This is a genomic window from Rhizobium sp. 2YAF20, from assembly GCF_052114685.1.
Lineage (GTDB): Bacteria > Pseudomonadota > Alphaproteobacteria > Rhizobiales > Rhizobiaceae > Rhizobium.
The window spans coordinates 104,239-121,712 of record NZ_JBFRFF010000001.1 but is presented as its reverse complement, the minus strand read 5'-3'; the positions used below and the strand labels follow the sequence as shown (position 1 = coordinate 121,712).

Annotated in this window: 16 protein-coding genes; 13 read left to right on the top strand and 3 right to left on the bottom strand. The window is 60.3% G+C overall.

Going from position 1 to position 17,474, the window contains the following annotated elements:
• Positions 1 to 37 precede the first annotated feature (37 nt).
• From AB4Z52_RS00540 to AB4Z52_RS00495, 10 genes are all read left to right on the top strand, one after another.
• Positions 38 to 1,198 (top strand): aminodeoxychorismate synthase component I, encoded by a 1,161-nt coding sequence (locus AB4Z52_RS00540; RefSeq protein ID WP_442215856.1) that lies wholly within the window; start codon positions 38 to 40, stop codon positions 1,196 to 1,198.
• Positions 1,183 to 1,824, top strand: coding sequence for an aminotransferase class IV family protein (locus AB4Z52_RS00535; protein ID WP_442215854.1), 642 nt, complete (start codon positions 1,183 to 1,185; stop codon positions 1,822 to 1,824). The genes AB4Z52_RS00540 and AB4Z52_RS00535 overlap by 16 nt, the downstream gene beginning before the upstream one ends.
• Positions 1,825 to 1,829: 5 nt before the next feature.
• Entirely contained in the window at positions 1,830 to 2,114 is a 285-nt protein-coding gene (locus tag AB4Z52_RS00530; protein ID WP_442215852.1) for a YciI family protein, read from the top strand.
• Positions 2,111 to 2,485, top strand: a complete 375-nt coding sequence (locus tag AB4Z52_RS00525) for a nuclear transport factor 2 family protein (RefSeq protein WP_442215850.1) — start codon at positions 2,111 to 2,113, stop codon at positions 2,483 to 2,485. The genes AB4Z52_RS00530 and AB4Z52_RS00525 overlap by 4 nt, the downstream gene beginning before the upstream one ends.
• A gap of 140 nt (positions 2,486 to 2,625) precedes the next feature.
• On the top strand, positions 2,626 to 4,077 hold the full coding sequence (locus AB4Z52_RS00520; RefSeq protein WP_442215848.1) for a homospermidine synthase: 1,452 nt from the start codon (positions 2,626 to 2,628) through the stop codon (positions 4,075 to 4,077).
• A gap of 170 nt (positions 4,078 to 4,247) precedes the next feature.
• Positions 4,248 to 4,625, top strand: a complete 378-nt coding sequence (gene omp10 / locus AB4Z52_RS00515; protein ID WP_442215846.1) for an outer membrane lipoprotein Omp10 — start codon at positions 4,248 to 4,250, stop codon at positions 4,623 to 4,625.
• Between the two features lie 176 nt (positions 4,626 to 4,801).
• The gene (locus AB4Z52_RS00510) at positions 4,802 to 6,736 is read left to right on the top strand and encodes a 5'-nucleotidase C-terminal domain-containing protein (protein WP_442215844.1); all 1,935 of its coding nucleotides are present in this window, start codon (positions 4,802 to 4,804) and stop codon (positions 6,734 to 6,736) included.
• A gap of 131 nt (positions 6,737 to 6,867) precedes the next feature.
• Positions 6,868 to 7,902: a ferrochelatase gene (hemH, locus tag AB4Z52_RS00505; RefSeq protein ID WP_442215842.1), complete on the top strand. Its 1,035-nt coding sequence runs from the start codon at positions 6,868 to 6,870 to the stop codon at positions 7,900 to 7,902.
• Positions 7,903 to 7,994: 92 nt separating this feature from the next.
• Positions 7,995 to 9,008: an SPFH domain-containing protein gene (locus tag AB4Z52_RS00500; protein WP_442215840.1), complete on the top strand. Its 1,014-nt coding sequence runs from the start codon at positions 7,995 to 7,997 to the stop codon at positions 9,006 to 9,008.
• Positions 9,009 to 9,011: 3 nt separating this feature from the next.
• Positions 9,012 to 9,470: an NfeD family protein gene (locus tag AB4Z52_RS00495; RefSeq protein WP_442215838.1), complete on the top strand. Its 459-nt coding sequence runs from the start codon at positions 9,012 to 9,014 to the stop codon at positions 9,468 to 9,470.
• Positions 9,471 to 9,519: 49 nt separating this feature from the next.
• On the opposite strand, the gene AB4Z52_RS00490 is transcribed toward AB4Z52_RS00495, so the two are convergent.
• Entirely contained in the window at positions 9,520 to 10,515 is a 996-nt protein-coding gene (locus tag AB4Z52_RS00490) for a KpsF/GutQ family sugar-phosphate isomerase (RefSeq protein WP_442215836.1), read from the bottom strand.
• Positions 10,516 to 10,753: 238 nt separating this feature from the next.
• On the opposite strand from AB4Z52_RS00490, the gene AB4Z52_RS00485 reads away from it, so the two are divergent.
• On the top strand, positions 10,754 to 12,274 hold the full coding sequence (locus tag AB4Z52_RS00485; RefSeq protein ID WP_442215834.1) for an outer membrane beta-barrel protein: 1,521 nt from the start codon (positions 10,754 to 10,756) through the stop codon (positions 12,272 to 12,274).
• A gap of 60 nt (positions 12,275 to 12,334) precedes the next feature.
• Here AB4Z52_RS00485 and galU read toward each other — a convergent pair whose 3' ends face one another.
• On the bottom strand, positions 12,335 to 13,222 hold the full coding sequence (galU, locus tag AB4Z52_RS00480; RefSeq protein ID WP_442216622.1) for a UTP--glucose-1-phosphate uridylyltransferase GalU: 888 nt from the start codon (positions 13,220 to 13,222) through the stop codon (positions 12,335 to 12,337).
• Between the two features lie 207 nt (positions 13,223 to 13,429).
• Here galU and AB4Z52_RS00475 point away from each other — a divergent pair, with 207 nt between their 5' ends.
• The gene (locus AB4Z52_RS00475) at positions 13,430 to 14,653 is read left to right on the top strand and encodes a lytic murein transglycosylase (protein WP_442215832.1); all 1,224 of its coding nucleotides are present in this window, start codon (positions 13,430 to 13,432) and stop codon (positions 14,651 to 14,653) included.
• A gap of 28 nt (positions 14,654 to 14,681) precedes the next feature.
• Positions 14,682 to 15,881, top strand: a complete 1,200-nt coding sequence (locus tag AB4Z52_RS00470) for an SGNH/GDSL hydrolase family protein (protein ID WP_442215830.1) — start codon at positions 14,682 to 14,684, stop codon at positions 15,879 to 15,881.
• A 67-nt stretch (positions 15,882 to 15,948) separates the two neighbouring features.
• On the opposite strand, the gene AB4Z52_RS00465 is transcribed toward AB4Z52_RS00470, so the two are convergent.
• Positions 15,949 to 17,403, bottom strand: coding sequence for a glutamate synthase subunit beta (locus AB4Z52_RS00465; protein WP_442215828.1), 1,455 nt, complete (start codon positions 17,401 to 17,403; stop codon positions 15,949 to 15,951).
• Positions 17,404 to 17,474: the final 71 nt, after the last annotated feature.

Sequence of the window (17,474 nt, the reverse complement as noted above, 5' to 3'; positions counted from 1 at the left end):
TGTGAATGCCAGAAGGCAGAGGACAATCAGAGCCAGAATGGCCGCAAGAACGCCCTACGCTCTCTTCCGGGACGACACCACCGGCAAGGTGATGGTCTTTGCCGATCCGGCTGAGATCATCGTTGCGCACAGCCTCGCCGAGGTTTTCAAGGGCCTCGACCGGATGCAGGAGGCAAGGACCCAAGGCAAGTGGCTTGCTGGCTACATGGCCTACGAAGCCGGCCATGTCTTCGAGGACAAGCTTCGGGACTTTGTGGAAGAACATCGGCCGACGCCGCTGATGATGTTTGGCGTCTTCGATGCGCCTGGAGACACCGACCATCCCCTCGCCCAGCCATCCCGGCGCGTCGAGAACGACGAGTTCCTGACCGCGCCAAAGGCGGCCTGGGACCTTGCGTCCTATGCCAGGCGCTTCGACAAACTGCACCAGCATATTCGCCAGGGTGACTGCTATCAGGCCAACCTCACCATGCCGATCACGGCGCGCTGGAGCGGTGACCCGCGCGCAGCCTTCTGGTCGCTGATCGAACGTCAGCCCGTCAAATACGGAGCGCTCGTCGATCTCGGCGGCCCGATCATATTGTCACGTTCGCCTGAACTGTTCTTCCGCACCGACGATAATGGCTGGATCGAGACGCACCCGATGAAGGGGACTGCACCCCGCGGCTCCGACGCTGCGGAGGACGCGGCAATCGTCGAGGCGATGCGCAACGACGAAAAGACCCAGGCCGAAAACCGGATGATCGTCGATCTCTTGCGCAACGATATTTCCCGCATCACGCAGGTCGGCACGCTCGACGTGCCAAAACTCTTCGACATCGAAACCTATCCGACCGTCCACCAGATGGTGAGCCATGTTCAGGCAAAGCTCCGCCCCAGCCTTACGATCCGCGATATCTTCGCAGCACTCTTTCCCTGCGGCTCGGTGACAGGTGCGCCGAAAATGCGCGCCATGGAAATCCTGCACGATCTGGAGACAGGCCCACGCGACGCCTATTGCGGCGCCATCGGCATGATCTCTCCTTCCGGCGCCATGCGTTTTTCCGTCGCAATCCGCACCATCACGCTATTTGAAGACGGAAGGGCGGTCTTCAATGTCGGTGGCGGCATCGTCTTCGATTCGACTGCCGAAGCCGAATATGAAGAATGCCTCTGGAAAGCGCGCTTCGCCGTGGGGGATCGATGGATCGAACGATAGACGATTTTTCCCTGATCGAAACGCTGCGCTTTGATCCCGCCTTAGGCTTTGTCCGCCTGCGTCTCCATCTTGCCCGCCTTACCCGATCTGCCCGAAGGCTCGGATTTCCAGCGCCGCGGGATGCTGCAGCCAGACTTGGCGAGGCGGTTGCCGGCGCAGCCGGCCCCTTGCGTATCCGCCTAATCTTCGACCGACAGGGCCGGATCGATATCACCACCACCGCTTTTGCAAGCCTGCCGCCCGACACCGTCTGGCAGCTGAGGATCGCCGCCACCCGCCTTCACTCCACTGACAAACTTCTGCGCGTGAAAACGACGCGCCGGGCAATCTATGATGCCGCACGCGCCGAATATTCCGCAGCGGATGCACAGGAGGTCCTGCTGCTGAACGAGAGGGACGAGGTCTGCGAAGGCACAATCACCTCAGTTTTTCTCGATGACGGCACCGGGCTGCTGAAAACCCCGCCAATCTCCTCGGGGCTGCTTGCAGGCGTACTGCGCACGGAGCTGATCTGTCAGCGCAAGGCGCGGGTCGCAAAAATGACCCCGGCCGATCTTGCAAGCGGCCAACTTTATGTCGGAAACTCTCTGCGCGGATTGATCCGCGCCGAACTCATACGGAATTGACAGGCATGTTCATCCTCTCGCTGACCTATGTCAAAAGCAACGAAGAAGCCGACAAGCACATGGAAACCCACATGGCCTGGGTTGGCCAAGGCTATGCCAGAGGCTGGTTCCTCGCCTCCGGCCGCAAGGTGCCGCGCACCGGCGGCGTGATCCTGGCTCTTGGCGAGCGCGCCGAGATCGAAGCCTATGTCGCCGCCGATCCCTTCACGGTCCACGGCATTGCGGAGTATGAAATAACCGAGATCGTGCTGACAAAGGTGGTCGAGGGGCTGGAAGCGTTGAAGGGGTGACCGACCTGGAGGACCTACTAAGCGATCTGCGAAACCTTGAGCTGAAGCTGTTCGACCCCGCTGTCCGTTCCTCCAAAGATGCCTTGGAAAAACTGTTGTCACCGGAGTTCCAGGAGATCGGCAGCTCCGGCCGGCTTTACGATTTTGCGGAAATCGTTGATGCGCTGTTGGTTGAAGAATTGAGCACGTCACGAACGTTGCGCGATTTCCATTTAACGATGTTGGGCGAAACGATCGCGCTTGGCACATATAGCGCGACGCGAAAAAACGCGGACAATAGTGAAACCCGCTCGCTCCGCAGCTCGATATGGCGCGAAGAAGGTAACAAAAATTGGCGCATGGTATTTCACCAAGGCACTTTATTGCGCTAGATGACAGCGGTTTCACCCGGAAACGGGAACGACCCTTTATTGTGACAGGCTTTTATGATTAGAGCCCTTCAGCGCATTTTCCGCGAAGATTCATCGAGATAAATAGGCCGAAGGGCAATCGCTCTTCGAAGGAGAAAAGAATGACGGACGAAAACCATCCGGTATATGCCGAAATTACAGGCCCGATCGTGATGATCGGCTTCGGCTCAATCGGCCGCGGTACCCTGCCGCTGATCGAGCGCCACTTCAAATTCGACAAGAGCCGTATGGTCGTCATCGACCCGCGCGAAGAATCCCATGATATGGCGATCCTGAAGAAGCACGGCGTCAGGCATATCAAGGAATATGTCACCAAGGACAACTACAAGGATCTGCTGAAGCCGCTCCTGACCGAGGGCGAAGGCCAGGGCTTCTGCGTCAACCTCTCCGTCGACACCGGCTCGCTCGATCTGATGAAGCTCTGCCGCAAGCTTGATGTTCCCTATATCGATACCGTCGTCGAACCTTGGCTCGGCTTTTATTTCGACAAGAACATGAAGAACGCCGACCGCACAAATTATGCGCTGCGCGAGACGGTGCGTCATGAAAAGAAGAAGAACCCGGGCGGCGCGACCGCCGTTTCCACCTGCGGCGCGAACCCGGGCATGGTTTCCTGGTTCGTCAAGCAGGCGCTCGTCAACCTTGCCAATGACATCGGCCTGAAGTTCGAGGAGCCTGATCAGCACGACCGCGAAGGCTGGGCCAAGCTGATGAAGAAGGTCGGTGTCAAGGGCGTTCACATCGCCGAGCGCGACACCCAGCTCACCAAGAGCCCGAAGCCGCTCAACGTCTTCTGGAACACCTGGTCGGTCGAGGGCTTCATTTCCGAAGGCATGCAGCCGGCCGAGCTCGGCTGGGGCACGCACGAAGAGTGGATGCCGAAGAACGCCAAGAAGCACAAGAAGGGCAACAAGGCTGCAATCTATCTCGAACAGCCCGGCGCCAACACCCGCGTTCGCACCTGGTGCCCGACCCCGGGCCCGCAATACGGCTTTCTCGTCACCCACAACGAGTCCATCTCGATCGCCGATTATTTCACGGTGCGCGACAAGGACGGCGAAGTCACCTTCCGCCCAACCTGCCATTATGCCTACCATCCGGCCAATGACGCCGTCCTTTCGCTGCACGAAATGTTCGGCAACGGCGGCAATCCGCAGCCGGTCCACCACGTTCTCGACGAGGAAGAACTGGTAGAGGGCATCGACGAGCTCGGCGTGCTGCTCTACGGCCACGAGAAGAATGCCTATTGGTTCGGATCCCGCCTGTCGCTCGAAGAAACCCGCCGCATCGCGCCCTATCAGAACGCAACCGGCTTGCAGGTGACGTCGGCCGTGCTTGCCGGCATGGTCTGGGCTCTCGAAAATCCGAACGCCGGCATCGTCGAGGCCGACGAGATCGACTACAAGCGCTGCCTCGAAGTGCAAATGCCCTATCTCGGCCCGGTTGAAGGCCATTACACCGACTGGACGCCGCTTGAGGGTCGCCCAGGCCTCTTCCCGGAAGACATCGACACTAAGGACCCCTGGCAGTTCAAGAACGTGCTCGTTCGTTGATTGTCTTAAATATTTGAAGTTGAAAATACCCGCACGCGCTTTGCGGGTATTTTTGTTACGCCTTTTGGATAAATTTCGCAGCCTTGTCGCCAAGCCTTGCTTTCAAGGGTTTGCCGCGCCATGTTTTCTGCAAATTGCGCGGCAAACCATCTAGAATTGCGGGAGACCTCATGAAGACCACAACCAGCAGCCTTGCCCTCGTCGCGGTGGCGCTCTCGCTCTCTTCCTGCATAAGCTTTGGACCGCAGCCGGTGCGCCAGCAGACTTCCATGGGCTCGGCACCGAGAACCGTCGAGGGGACCTGGGCCGACCCCAACGGCATCATCTCGACCTTCCAGGGCGGCGCGTTCAATACACGCACGACCGACACCAACCAGGTTCTCGCCTCGGGCACCTACACCAACACCTCCCCCGGCCTCGTCGAGATCAACATGACCTCCATGGTCCGCAAGACCCAGTCCAAGGTGAATTGCGCGCTGGTCAACTCATCCCAGCTGAACTGCACATCGGACAGCGGCGCTCAGTTCTCGCTCACGCGCCGTAGCTGAGGTATGTCTCCAAACGCGACGAAAAGCTCCCCGACGGGAGCTTTTTTGTTTTCCGACCCATGGAAAGGCGTAGCTTGACGACAGCTTTCGCTTGCGGCAGCACGATTACGATGAAAACATTCAAGTTGGAATTTCACTCAGGCCGTTGAATGCACTTTCGATAACAGGAGAAACAGATGAGCAAATCCGTCGGGCTCGGACTTTTGACCCTATCGCTTCTGACGCTTAGCGCCGGCGCGTCATTCGCCGATTACCAGCTCAACATTCTGCACATCAACGATTTCCACTCGCGCGACGAATCGATCAACAAGTTCGACGCCACCTGCACGGCCGAGGAAGAGGCAAAGAAGGAATGCTTCGGCGGCGCTGCCCGTCTGAAGACCGAGATCGATGAGCGGCGCAAGGCGTTGGCCGGCCAGAACGTCATTGTTCTGGACGCCGGCGATAATTTCCAGGGCTCGCTCTTCTACACGACCTACAGGGGCCAAGCCGAGGTCGAGTTCCTCAACGACATGAAGTTCGATGCCATGACGGTCGGCAATCACGAATTCGATGACGGCGAAAGCGCGCTTGCACCGTTTCTCGACAAGGTCCAGTTCCCGGTCGTCACCGCAAATCTCGCGACGGATGCTGAATCAAAACTCGGCAACCGCATCAAGCCATCGGTCGTGCTCGACATCGGCGGCCAGAAGATCGGCATTGTCGGCGCAGTCACCACCGAGACCCCTGAACTTGCCTCGCCCGGCCCGCATGTGAAAATCACCGACGACGTTGCCGCCATCAACGCGGAGGTCGACAAGCTGAAGTCGCAAGGGGTCAACAAGATCATCGCACTGACCCATGTCGGCTACACCAGGGACATCGCCGAGATCGCCAAGATCCCCGGTGTCGACGTGGTGGTCGGCGGGCATTCGCACACGCTGCTATCGAATACCGATCCTAAGGCGGCCGGTCCCTATCCGACCATGGTCGACAACCCCGGCGGCTACAAGGTGCCGGTCGTTACCGCCGCTTCCTACAGCCGCTATCTCGGCGACATCGTCGTGACCTTCGACGACGATGGCGTGGTCAAGGAGGCCAAGGGCGATCCGATCCTGCTCGACGCCTCTGTCACCCCGGACCCAACGATGCTTGCGCGCGTACAGGAACTCGCCAAGCCGATCGAGGAGCTACGCAAGAAGGTGATCGGCGCGGCGCAAGCCCCGATCGAAGGCGCGCGCGAGGTTTGCCGCGTTCAGGAATGCTCGATGGGCAACCTTGTTGCCGATGCCATGCTGGACCGTACCAAGGGCCAGGGTATCACCATCGCCATCCAGAACGGTGGCGGCCTGCGTGCCTCGATCGGCGCCGGCAATGTCTCCATGGGCGATGTGCTCACAGTTCTGCCTTTTCAGAACACCGTCGCGACCTTCCAGCTGACGGGAGCCGACGTGCTTGCCGCGATCGAGAACGGCCTTAGCCAGATCGACGCCGGCGCCGGCCGCTTTGCGCAGGTCTCCGGCATGAAATTTTCCTTTGACAAGACCAAACCTCCCGGCAGCCGGGTGGTTTCCGCCGAGGTCAAGGAAGGCAACGGTTTTGTGCTGCTCGATCCGAAAAAGGTCTACGGCATTGTCAGCAACAACTATATGCGGGCCGGCGGCGACGGCTACACAGTGTTCGCAAACAACGGCAAGAATGCCTATGATTTCGGCCCAAATCTCGAACAGGTCGTGGCCGATTATCTGACGGCGCATAGTCCCTACAAGCCCTATCTCGACGGCCGCGTGACCCAGGTCGAGACGGCAGGCTCGACCGTCCAGCCGGAAGCCGTGCAGCCGACCGAAAAGCTGATCGCACCATCGGGAGAAAAACCCGCCGCAGCACCGCCAGCCCCTGCACCCGCACCCGTTACCCCACCTCCACCGGCCGCAAAGACTGAAGCAATGAAGCCAGCTGAGCCGATCAAAACGCCGACGACGCATGTCATTGCAGCGGGCGATACGTTCTGGGTGCTGGCAAAGACCTTTTATGGCGATGCCGGCCTCTGGCGGAAGCTTGCGGCGGCCAACCGCCACCTGAACCCGCGCCACCTGCCGGTCGGCCACGAATTGAAGGTTCCCGGCAAATAGAGGCGATTGGTCTTAACGCTCAAGGCCGGCCCGGGCTTTCCCAGGCCGGCTTTTGTTTCTAATAGATGAACCGTTCGCCACATGCCGCGCAGAATGGCGGAGAGAACTCCTGGAGCCTTGGACCTATTTTGATGACAGCAGTGACCACCGCCGAGCCGGCCGAGCATCCCCCGATCAACATCGGCAAGGTTGGCGTATTGATCGTCAATCTCGGCACGCCCGACGGCACGGATTATACCTCGATGCGCCGGTACCTCAGGGAATTCCTGTCCGACCGTCGCGTCATCGAATGGTCGCGCTTCCTGTGGTATCCGATCCTCTACGGCATTGTCCTCAACACCCGTCCGGGCAAAGTCGGCAAGGCCTATGAGGTGATCTGGAACAAGCATCTGAACGAGAGCTATCTTAGAACCTACACGCGCAACCAGTCTGACCGGCTGAACGAGGCGTTGAAGGACCTTGCGAACGTGACCGTCGACTGGGGCATGCGCTACGGCCAGCCTTCGATCGCATCGCGTATCGAGGCGCTGAAGGCCAAGGGCTGCGATCGCGTCCTCGTCTTTCCGCTCTACCCGCAATACGCAGCGGCCACCACCGCGACCGTCAACGACAAGGCCTTCGAGACGCTGCTTGCGATGCGCTGGCAGCCGGCGCTGCGCACCGTCCCGCCTTATCATGACGACCCGACCTATATCGATGCTCTCGCGAACTCGGTGACCAACCATCTGGCAACACTGGACTGGGAACCGGAGATCATGCTTGCCTCCTTCCACGGCATTCCGCAATCCTATTTCAAGAAGGGCGATCCCTATCACTGTCAGTGCCTGAAGACGGCGCGACTGTTGCGCGAGCGGCTCGGTTATTCGAAGGAGAAGCTGATGGTCACGTTCCAGTCCCGCTTCGGCCCCGAGGAGTGGCTGCAGCCCTATACCGACAAGACGGTCGAGCGGCTGGCCAAGGAAGGCGTAAAGCGGATCGCGATCATAAATCCCGGCTTCGTATCCGATTGCCTCGAAACGCTGGAAGAGATCGCCGTGCAGGCGGAAGAGAACTTTCACCACAACGGCGGCGAGAAATTCACCCACATTCCCTGTCTCAACGACGGCGAGGATGGCATGCGCGTGCTTGAAACGGTTGTCCGGCGCGAACTGATGGGATGGGTTTAAATCGGACAAGCCGCGTTGCAAATTATCTGGTAACTACCCACATCTTATAGGTGTGAATTGCACAGGACCGAACCGGGTCTAAAGGAGTTTCCATGGGTGGTTTCGATATCGTCGTTGTCTCGCTTGTCGTGCTTGTCATTCTGGTGCTGTTTGCAGGCATCAAGACTGTGCCTCAGGGTTATCGCTACACGATCGAGCGTTTCGGGCGCTACACCCGCACCCTGGAACCGGGCCTCAACCTCATCCTGCCTTTCATCGACCGCGTCGGCGCCAAGATGAATGTCATGGAGCAGGTGTTGAACGTTCCGACCCAGGAAGTCATCACCAGGGACAATGCCAGCGTTTCCGTCGACGCCGTGACATTCTTCCAGGTTCTAAACGCCGCGCAGGCCACCTATCAGGTCTCGAACCTTCAAAACGCCATCCTCAACCTGACCATGACCAATATCCGCTCGGTCATGGGCTCGATGGACCTAGACGAGCTCCTGTCCAACCGCGACACGATCAACGACAAGCTGCTGCGCGTCGTCGACGAGGCAGTCGGCCCATGGGGCATCAAGGTCACCCGCGTCGAGCTCAAGGACATCCAGCCGCCGCGCGACCTGGTCGACGCCATGGCGCGCCAGATGAAGGCCGAGCGCGAAAAGCGAGCTCAGGTGCTTGAAGCAGAGGGCTCGCGAAACGCGCAGATCCTCCGCGCCGAGGGCGCCAAGCAGGCCGCTATCCTCCAGGCGGAAGGCCAGCGCGAGGCCGCCTACCGCAATGCCGAGGCACGCGAGCGCCTGGCGGAAGCCGAAGCCAAGGCCACCACCATGGTTTCCGCAGCCATTGCCGCAGGTGACGTGCAGGCCATCAACTACTTCGTTGCGCAGAAATATACCGAGGCGCTGACCGCGATCGGCTCAGCCAGCAATTCCAAGATCGTGCTGATGCCGATGGAAGCTTCCTCGATCATCGGATCGCTTGCCGGTATCGGGGCTATCGCCCGCGAAGTCTTCGGCAATGACGGCGATGGCAACCCGCAGCCTCCGCGCCCGCGGCCGCAGACCGGACCCGTCCGCACCACGCCGGCCATCAACCCGCTGGCGCCGACACGAGGAGGCTAAACCATGCTTATAAGCCTCTTCAGTGAACTCGGACCATGGAGCTGGTGGGTCGTGGGGCTTGTGCTGCTTGCAGCCGAGCTTGTCGTCCCCGGAGTGTTCCTCGTCTGGGTCGGGCTTGCCGCCATCATTGTCGGCGCCCTGTCGCTGTTGCTTTGGGAAAGCGCCTTGTGGACCTGGCAATTGCAGATGCTGCTGTTTGCAGCGCTTGCGATCGTCGCAGCCCTCCTCGGCCGTCGCTACGTCTACCACAATCGCAACGCCTCGGACGAACCGTTCCTCAACCAGAGGAGCGCGGGGCTGGTCGGGCGGACGGCGACGTTGCAGGAACCGATCGCCGAAGGCCGAGGTCGCATCCGCCTGGACGATACCTATTGGTCGGTGATGGGGCCGGATCTGCCCGCAGGGACGCAGGTCAGGATCGTCGCCAGCAATGGCCGCGATCTGACGGTCGAACCGGCCTGATCGGGCGACATCTGTCCCAAAAAGTCGGGCAACATCCGCCCCCCCCAAATCAGGCCACGCCTATGCGCAACAGATCGTGGAAATGCACAAGCCCGATCGGCCGGCGATCCTCGTCGACAACGATCAGCGCCGAGATGTTGTTGTTGTTGAGCAAGGATAGCGCGCTCGTCGCAAGAGCCGTGGGCTTCACGGTTTTCGGCTCGCGCGTCATGATGTCGTCGACATTGAGCTCGGACAGATTTCTGGTGAGATTGCGCGCCATGTCGCCTTCAGTGACGATGCCGCATAGCCGGCCATCGCCGTCAAGCACGCCGACGCACCCGAAGCGCTTGCGCGACAGCGTAGTGATCGCCACCGGCAGAGGTGTTCCAAGCGCCACGAGGGGTATCCGGTCACCCTTGTGCATGATGTCGGCCACATGCGACAGGCTGGCGCCGAGCTTGCCGCCCGGATGAAAGACGTGGAAGTCGAGCGCGGTAAATCCGCGCGCCTCGAGGAGTGCTATCGCCAGCGCATCGCCGATCGCAAGCTGCATCAAGGTCGAAGTGGTTGGCGCCAAGCCATGCGGACACGCCTCTTGCTCATTTGGCAGAAGCAGCACGAGATCCGCCTCGCGCGCCAGCGCTGATGTCTCACCTGAGGTCACCGCGATCAAGGGTATGGAGAAGCGACGCGTATAGGTGATGATGCTGCGAAGTTCGGCACTTTCGCCGCCCTTAGAGAGCGCCAGCACCACATCGCTTGGGGCAATCATTCCAAGATCGCCATGATTGGCCTCGGCCGCATGCACGAAGGAAGCGGGGGTACCGGTGGATGCAAAGGTGGCAGCCATCTTTGCGCCGATATGGCCGCTCTTGCCCACACCGGTCACGATGACGCGACCGGAAATGCCACCGATCAGTTCCACAGCCCTGGCAAACGGCTCCGCAAGACCGTCGCTCAGCGCGCTCTCAAGTGCCTCCAGACCCCTGCGTTCGGTCTCGATCGTCCGTATTGCCGACTCGATCGCACCGTCCTTGACGAGTTTCACTGCTCTCTTATTCATGCCTGAGCGTTACCGCTTTTCTCGAAATCTGTCCACGCAGGAATGCCGGACCGTGAACCAGATGGCGTTTCGAGCAGTCAGATCAAGTTTTTTGCACAGTTTTTCGTCGAACGGGCACTTTAATTGCCCCTCAGCCCTGCGCCATTGACCCCCGCATTACGGCACGAAATCAACGATGCGTTAACCACATCACTTTACGGTTGGGTAACCACTTCGACGCATGCCGGATTAGGAACGCATGAGCATCTGGAACGACAAGGCGGGCGGACGCTCCCTGCGGTTGACGGCTTGCGCCGCATCGGCGCTGCTCGGCTGCGGCGTCCTCGCCATGCCTCAACAGAGCCTCAGCCAATCCCTAAATACCAGCCAGACGTCAGCCAACAATCCCGATCCTACAGGCGGGACATCCACGGATGGCTTGGCTGCGCCGGATACGTCGCCAAAATCGAAGACGCCGAAGGTTGCGACGTCCGCCGGTAGCGACGGCCCCGACGCACCGCTTAACCCACGCCTGCGCCTTGATGGCACGGATACATTGACGACCGGCTCGATCCTTAACGACGACATGCGGCGCATCAACACCCGCGATGCCAGCGTCGACAACGTCACCGTCAAGAGGCCTGGCGATGGCAACGACCAGCAGGGTATTCAACTCGGCAGCTTCACTCTTCGTCCCTCGGTCAACCAGTCGGTCAATGTCGAGGACAAACGCACCGGCAGCACCGACGAAAAACGGACTTATCTGGAGACTGATCTGCGCAGCACGCTGACCTCGGATTGGTCGCTGCATCAATTGACGATTACAGGCGACGGCACCTGGCAGAAGAATGTGAGCGGCACGGGCGAGGAGCAGCCGAATGTCGATATCAAGGCCGACCTTCGCCTTGACCTTCCCTCCGAGACGACGGCCCACGTCACCGCCGGCTACCAGTTCTTCCGGGAAAGTACCGACGATCCGAACGCCCTTGCCGGTGCCGCCAAGCAATCGGCGGTCAATCAATTCGACGGTGGCCTTTCGCTCGAACGCGACTTCGGCATCCTGCGCGGCACGACGGCGCTGGCATTGACGCGCACCATCTATTCCAACGCAGTCCTTTCCGACGGAACGAGCGTGACGCTCAGCGACCGCAACCAGACGGCCGGAACCTTGAGGGGTCGGCTCGGCTACGAGCTGTCGCCGGCACTCATCCCGTTCGTCGAAGCCACGCTCGGTCGCACCCTTTACGACGACGAACGCGATTCCTCCGGCTATGAGCGCTCCAGCCATAGTTATGGCGGCAAGGCCGGTATCGAGGTCGATCTCGGTGAAAAGCTGAAGGGAGAGCTCGGCATCGGCTACGAACAGACCGACTTCCAGGACCCCCGCCTCGCCTCGATCGGCACGCCGACGATCGACGGCGCGATCGCCTGGTCGCCCCAGCGCGGCACCAATGTCGATATAGGATTTTCCACCAGCGTCCAGCCATCGACGACGGCAGGCGACAGCGGTTACGTCGCCTATCAGCTGACGGAAACGATCACCCACCAGATGACCGACAATCTCGTCGCCAAACTCACCGGCGGCACGATTTGGCGCGACTATCCGTCCAACAGCAGCGCCAGCGACGAGACCGTCTACGATGCGGCTGCAGGCCTAACCTGGAGCGTCAACCGCTATCTCGATCTGACCAGCAATGTCGGCTACGAGCTGACCTCGAGGCAAACTGGAGACGACACGAAGCAGTTGCGGGCGGGCCTCGGCTTGACCGTGAAGCGGTAGTCGCGCTTGACGGGCGCGAAGCGCCGCGAAATCCACTCGAATCCGCGGCGCACAACGATACTACTTCAGCGCCTTGAGCAGCGCCCGGAACCCATCCTCGACCGTTGGACGGATGTCGTCTCTGGCAAGTGCGAAAGCGACATTGGCGAGAATGAACCCATCCTTGGCGCCGCAGTCATAGGTCTCGCCTCTGAAGTGATAGCCAGCAAAATCCTGTCTCTGGGCAAGCTTTAGCATGCCGTCGGTCAGCTGGATCTCGTTGCCCGCACCCCTCTCCTGATGCTCCAGGATCGAAAATATCTCGGGCTGCAGGATGTAGCGGCCGTTGATGAAAAAGTTTGACGGCGCGGTACCCTTGGCTGGCTTTTCCACCATCTGGGTGATCCGGAAGCCGGAGCCGATGGCCTCGCCGACGCCGACGATGCCGTATTTATGCGTCTGGTCCGGCGCACATTCCTCTACGCCGATAACGTTGCCGCCGCTCTGCTCGTAAAGATCGATCATGCCCTTCATACAGCCGGTCTCGGCACGCATGACCATGTCAGGCAGAAGCAGCGCGAAAGGCTCGTCGCCGACGATCTCGCGGGCGCACCAGACGGCATGGCCAAGACCAAGCGGTTCCTGCTGGCGCGTGAAGCTGGCAGTGCCCGCCTTTGGCAGCAGGCCGCTCAAAAGTGTCAGCTCGGCGTTTCTATTGCGCTGGCGCAGCGTCTGTTCCAGCTCGAACTGGATATCGAAATAGTCTTCGATGACGTGCTTGCTGCGGCCCGTGACGAAGACGAAATGCTCGATGCCGGCTTCCATTGCCTCGTCGACCACGTATTGAATGACCGGCCTGTCGACGACCGTCAGCATTTCCTTGGGCACTGCTTTCGTCGCGGGCAGGAAGCGCGTTCCCAGACCGGCAACGGGGAATACCGCTTTACGCACTTTCTTATGCTGTCCCACACATACCTCCTGGGTCGAACGCATCGGGATAATCAAGCTCATCAGACATCCGGTAGTATAAAATTCCTACCGTTTTGCAAAGGGTGACCCTTGCTCTGTTCCATGGTAAAGATTTTGTTGACATCATGCGCATAAAATCAGCCACGGGTGGAACGTTGCGATTCCCATGGACCGAATTATTCGAATGACGGACGGACACGAACGCTGATGACACTGAACAGCAAACGCTCCCTTCGAAGTCTCGCCCTGGGGCTCGCCCTTGGGGTCCTTGCGGGACTGGCGCCGGCCAACGCCAATGCGGACGCAGGGTTCCAGAAATGGATTTCCAATTTCTATGATACCGCCGCGAGAAGCGGCATCACCAGGGCGACATACAACGCAGCGTTTGCCGGAGTAACCGACCCCGATCCCACGGTACTTGAAAAGGCAGCCAACCAGGCGGAATTCAACAACCAGATCTGGGACTACATGGATTCGCGGGTCAATCCCTATACCGTCGGTGTCGGGCGGAAGATGGCGATAAAATATGGAGCCCCGCTCAAGACTATCGAGCGGCAATTCGGCGTCGACAGGAACATCCTACTGGCGATCTGGTCGATGGAATCCAACTATGGTGAGATTCTTGCCAAGGACGACCGTCTTCACTACGTGCCGCGGGCGCTTGCAACTCTTGGCTATGCCGATCCGAAGCGCGGCAAATATGCCCGTGCCCAACTGATCGCGGCCCTAAAAATCCTGCAGAACGGCGACATTTCTCCCAACAACATGACCGGCTCTTGGGCCGGCGCCATGGGACATACCCAGTTCATCCCGACGAGCTACCTGCTCTACGCGGTCGACGAGGACGGCAACGGCCGCCGCGACATCTGGAATTCGGTTCCCGACGCACTTGCGACCTCCGCCAATCTGCTGATGAAGAACGGATGGCAGACGGGCAAGACCTGGGGCTATGAGGTCGTCGTGCCGAAGGGCGGCGGTGCGCAGGCGGGCAAGACCCACACGCTCGCCGAATGGGCAGCCCTCGGCTTCGTCAGGCCGAACGGCAAGAGCTTCCGTCTGCCGAGCGATCGCGCGCAACTCAAATTGCCCGCCGGCTCCGATGGACCGGGCTTCCTGATGGCTGCCAATTTCTTCACGATCAAGCGCTACAACGCGGCCGATAGTTACGCGATTGCCGTCGGCCTGCTTGCCGACGAAATCGCCGGCTATGGCGGCATGCAGCAATCCTGGCCTCGCCCCGACGGCGCCCTCGACGTCAAGCAGAAATTCGAACTGCAGACCCGCCTTAAGGCGATGGGCTATTATGACGGCGTGGTCGACGGCAATTTCGGCTCCGGGTCGAAGGCGGCGATATCGGCCGTTCAGCAGCGCATGGGCCTTGATGCCAGCGGCGAGCCCTCGATGAACCTGCTAAATGCGCTCCGCCACTGAATCGATGCCGCTCGATCGGAAATGACAGATGAAGACCCAGCGCATCGGCCGAAAAAGACAGTTTGCAAAAGCCTGTCTTGCAAGCCTGCTTGCAGCCTTTTTCACCTTGTCCATGCTCGTGCCGATGGCAGAGGCGCAGCAAAGGATAGAGCAGCGGCGTTCGCTGCTCGAGATGCTGTTCGGCAGGCCGCTCTCTCAACCTGAATATATTCCCGAGGCCCCACCGCCGCGTCGCATCCCGCGCGCCCGGGCCAAACGCAGCACCCCTGCTCCGCCGCCGAAAACGATCGTCGCCCAGCCGGATCAGCCAGCACCTGCCGAAAAGCTGGACACCGCAAAAAAGGTCCTCGTCGTCGGAGACTTCCTGGCAAGCGGCCTTGGCGAGGGGCTTGCCGACGCGTTCGCGGCATCGCCGGGCGTGACGATAGAAGCACACGGCAACGTAGCCTCGGGTCTTGTCCGCCAGGATTATTACGACTGGCAGAAGCAATTGCCTGAGATGCTGGATGAAGCCAAGCCCGCGGTGGTAGTCGTCATGATCGGTGCCAATGACCGGCAGCAGATGGTCGGCGATCAGCTCAACGAGAAATACGGCACCGATGTGTGGTTCATGGCATACGAAGCACGCATCCTCGCCTTCGCCAAGATCGTGACAAGCCGCAACATTCCCTTGCTCTGGGTCGGTCTTCCCAGTTTCGTCTCTCCTTCGATGACCGCCGATTCCGTGAAGCTCAACCAGCTCTATCAGAGCCAGGTCACAAACGCGGGCGGCGAGTTCGTCGATATCTGGGACGGGTTCGTCGACGAAAGCGGCAAGTTCATCGTCACGGGCTCCGATATAAACGGCCAGCAGGTGCGCCTGCGCACCGCCGACGGTATCAACCTGACCACCTCGGGACGCCGCAAGGTCGCCTTCTATGTCGAGAAACCCGCCCGCAGGCTGCTCGGCGATCAGGCAAGCCCCGATATCATCCGCCTCGATACTGACAAGGCCGGCGGGGTCGCAAACCTTCCGCCGTCCGAGACCAACCAGCCGCAGAAGACCCAGCCGATCAGCCTGTCGGATCCGGATCTCGATGGCGGCGCCGAGCTTCTGGGCGCAAAGGGGGTAACGCCGGTTTCGACGTCGTCGCCGCGCGATTTGCTGGTCGAGAAAGGCCAGATGGCGCCAGCCCCCGCCGGCCGGGTCGATGATTACCGGCTTCCGGATACCAAGGCGGTACATTGAGTTGCAATGACAAGGGGCCGCCTGCGCGACCCCTCCTATAGCTATGCCGGCACTTTATTTTCCGCGGCTATTCCGGCAGGACTGTCGCCCCCATCAGCGCCTCGTCGATAGCGCGGGCAGCCTGGCGGCCTTCGCGGATCGCCCAGACGACAAGCGACTGGCCGCGACGAACGTCTCCGGCCGTCCAGAGCTTGTCGACCGAGGTCCTGTAGTCCTTCTCGTTGGCAACGACGTTGGTCGATCCGCGCTTGTCTGTGTTGACGGTCAACTTGCCTTCGAGCTCCTTGAGGACGCCGTCGGCAAATGGGCCACGGAAACCAATGGCAATAAAGGCGAGATCGGCGCGGATGACGAATTCGGTGCCGGCAACGGGGCGACGGCGCTCGTCGACCTCGCAGCACTTGACGCCGGTCAGGACGCCGTCTTCGCCGACGAACTCGAGTGTGGCGACCTGGAACTCGCGAACGGCACCTTCGGCCTGCGAGGAAGAGGTCCGCATCTTGGTTGCCCAGAATGGCCAGACGGCGAGCTTGTCTTCCTTTTCAGGCGGCTGCGGGCGAATGTCGAGCTGCGTGACCTTGACCGCACCCTGGCGGAAGGCGGTGCCAACGCAGTCCGAAGCCGTATCGCCGCCGCCAACGACGACGACATGCTTGCCGCCGGCAATGATCGGATCCGACGGCCAGCCGACGCTGTCGATGTTCTCGCGTCCGACGCGGCGGTTCTGCTGCACCAGATAGGGCATGGCGTCATGAACGCCGAAGAGCTCGATGCCTGGAATACCGGCCTCGCGCGGGGTCTCGGAGCCGCCGCAATAGAGCACGGCATCGTGGTCTGCGAGAAGCTGCTCGATTGGCATATCGACGCCGACATTGACGCCGCAATGGAAGGTGACGCCCTCGCCCTTCATCTGTTCGACGCGGCGGTCGATGAAGTTCTTTTCCATCTTGAAGTCCGGAATGCCGTAGCGCAGCAACCCGCCCGCCTTCGATTCGCGCTCGTAGAGATGGACGTCATGACCTGCGCGGCCGAGCTGCTGGGCAGCAGCTAGACCGGCCGGTCCAGACCCGATGATCGCAACCTTCTTGCCTGTGTGCTCGGTCGCCGGCTGCGGCCGGATAAAGCCCAGCTCATAGGCCTTGTCGGCGATCGCCTGTTCGACAGTCTTGATGGCGACCGGCGCGTCCTCGAGGTTCAGCGTGCAGGCTTCCTCGCAGGGCGCGGGGCAGACGCGGCCGGTGAACTCCGGGAAGTTGTTGGTCGAATGCAGGTTGCGGATCGCCTCTTCCCAGTTGTTGTTGTAGACGAGGTCGTTCCAGTCCGGGATCTGGTTGTGCACCGGGCAACCGGTCGGGCCATGGCAATAGGGAATGCCACAGTCCATGCAACGCGCCGCCTGTTTCTGTACCTCAGGGTCGGACATCGGGATTGTGAATTCGCGGAAATGACGGATACGATCGGAGGCCGGCTGATACTTGCCAACCTGCCTGTCAATTTCCAAAAAGCCTGTAACCTTACCCATCATCTAATCCCGATATCTAAAAGCTGAACCTGCACGATTTCCGTGCCACCATCGACCCACCGGTTGTCACT